Source organism: Mesorhizobium sp. M7A.F.Ca.CA.003.01.2.1 (assembly GCF_003998945.1).
GTDB lineage: Bacteria > Pseudomonadota > Alphaproteobacteria > Rhizobiales > Rhizobiaceae > Mesorhizobium > Mesorhizobium ciceri.
In genome coordinates this window covers 1-2052 of record NZ_RZRA01000969.1, presented here as the reverse complement: position 1 = coordinate 2052, position 2052 = coordinate 1, and the positions used below count along the sequence as shown (strand labels likewise).

Sequence of the window (2052 nt, the reverse complement as noted above, 5' to 3'; positions counted from 1 at the left end):
CTATCATCGCTCTGACAGCCGTATGAACTATTTAACAGTCGCGAGAACGGTGATGTCAACCTTTGCGAGCGGACGGACAACAACCGTTCCAGATGTGCGCATCCCGCTGTCGTCAAAATTAAGAAATGTGTCATATGCTCTGCCAACTCTGACAATCGCACTCAAAAGCAACATCCGCAGACGTCAGGGAGGACGCGGTTTCAAATGGCGGGCGACCCGGAATTGAACCAGGCCGAAGGTCAGCAATACCGGCAGCAGTCGACCGTCCGGGAAACGACTGCTCGCAACACCGTGAGCCCCAACATGGCGATCTTGCTGGGGATACTGTTCATTGCGATCCTGTTCAGGTTCCACAACATAACCTTGCCGCTGGTCGATGCCTTCAGCTGGCGCGAAACAAGTACCGCGATGATGGCCGACAATTTCCAGCAGCGCAGCTGGAACATCTTCTTCCCCGAGGTCAGCTGGACCGGGCCCGGGCCAAGCTATCAGGGCCGCGAGTTCCAGATCGTCAGCTATCTGACCGCCATACTCTACCAACTCTTTGGCTGGCACGACTGGTTCGGCCGCATGATTGCGGCCCTTTTCGGCTTGGTGACGGTGTTTTCACTGCACAGATTAACGGCGCTATGCTGGGGCGAGACGCACGCCCACGCCGCGGCACTTGCCTATGCGCTGATGCCGGCGGCGATCATGATCGACAGCTCGTTTCTTCCCGACCCCTCGATGCTGGCTCTGGTAACCTTGGGCGTCTGGCTTTTCACGAAATACTGGACGGGAGGCAGCGCGTGGCTGCTCCCTTTCGCCACAGCCAGCTTTTCCCTCGGTGTGCTTGCAAAACCACCGGGTTTGGCTGCTGGAGGCGTCATATTCTATCTGATGGTTTGCTGGCTTTTGCAAAATCGGCGAAAGCATGCGGCCAAAGTATTCATAAGCGGACTGGTCAGCCTGTTCGTCATCGGCGCCTACTACAGCTGGGCCATTTATCTCGGGCGAACCTATCCGCCCTTTCATGTCGCGGGCAGCGGATACATCTGGGATTCTGGATTCTGGACGTTTTTCAGCAACGATTTCTATTTCAAATCTGTTTGGAACACGTCGGTCTGGTGGTTTTATGGCTATCCGTTCATGATTTTGATGGCGGTCGGATTCTGGATACCGCCCCAGCCAGTCGCGGAATCGAAAGAACGCGCTCTTTCGGCCATACCTTTCATATGGCTTGCAGCGGCCTCTGTTGTTTATCTCGCTGCGGCACGTGAGATCACGACCAATCCATGGAACTATCATATATTCCATGTGCCATTTGCGATGTTTTGCGGCCGTGGCGCGGTCGTCCTGGCGACGCTTGGAGCCAAAACCGTTCCGTCTCCTGGGATAATTCTGCGGTCGATTTGCATCGTGGCCGCTATGCTTGTCTGGTCGACTTTTCCCCTCGTCCGGACGATGAAGGCGCCCTTCGCCATGAATGGAAAGTTGCTTGGCGACGAGCTGGCGCGCAGGGCCCAACCTGGCGATCTTGTCGTGGCCATCGCTCCGGAGGTGGGAGATCCCGTCGCAGTCTATTACAGCAGGGCGCGCGGGTGGGTGTTTCCGCCTGGTGGCGGCGACGTGGAGTGGTCCAGGTTCGTCGAGGACGATGCCATCGCGATAGCACAGCTTGAGGAACTTCGCACGCAAGGCGCGGATTGGTTCGGCGTGGCAAAGGATGCCGAAGACAGTCAGAAACGGCCGTTCATCGAGCATCATGACGGGGTGATCGACTATCTCAACAAGATCGGGACCAAGCGGCTGGATTCGGACAACCTCCTGATTTATGAAATCAGCCGGCCTTGATCTGGTCAGGCCGTTGGGCTTATGGGCTGGGGATCAGGCAAACGTTGGAAATCCGGCGACGGTCAGCGACCTTGCCGACCCGCCCTCGCCTGCCCAACGCAGCAAGCTAAGCGAGACAAGCCGGCCAGCAGGGCCAGCGTCACAATGATCGAAATCGCTCGTTTCAACAATTCCTCCGGTCGCAACCGTCGAATTCCGCCAGCCGTAGAGATATTTGAC

At 56.9% G+C, this 2052-nt stretch carries 3 protein-coding genes; 2 read left to right on the top strand and 1 reads right to left on the bottom strand.

From position 1 onward, the window contains the following. Both EN969_RS35625 and EN969_RS28390 read left to right on the top strand, forming a co-directional pair. Positions 1 to 226: hypothetical protein (locus tag EN969_RS35625; protein ID WP_206525252.1), on the top strand; the 226-nt coding region annotated here is incomplete at its 5' end. Further along, positions 205 to 1833 (top strand): glycosyltransferase family 39 protein, encoded by a 1629-nt coding sequence (locus EN969_RS28390; protein ID WP_013532497.1) that lies wholly within the window; start codon positions 205 to 207, stop codon positions 1831 to 1833. The genes EN969_RS35625 and EN969_RS28390, both read left to right, overlap by 22 nt. Before the next feature lie 33 nt (positions 1834 to 1866). Here EN969_RS28390 and EN969_RS35620 read toward each other — a convergent pair. Then, positions 1867 to 2052 (bottom strand): hypothetical protein (locus tag EN969_RS35620; RefSeq protein WP_206525251.1); only part of this gene is annotated, 186 nt, incomplete at its 5' end.

Excerpts from the sequence above, each read along its gene's own strand:
- EN969_RS28390 (WP_013532497.1), top strand. The coding sequence starts at position 205 with ATGGCGGGCGACCCGGAATTGAACCAGGCCGAAGGTCAGCAATACCGG.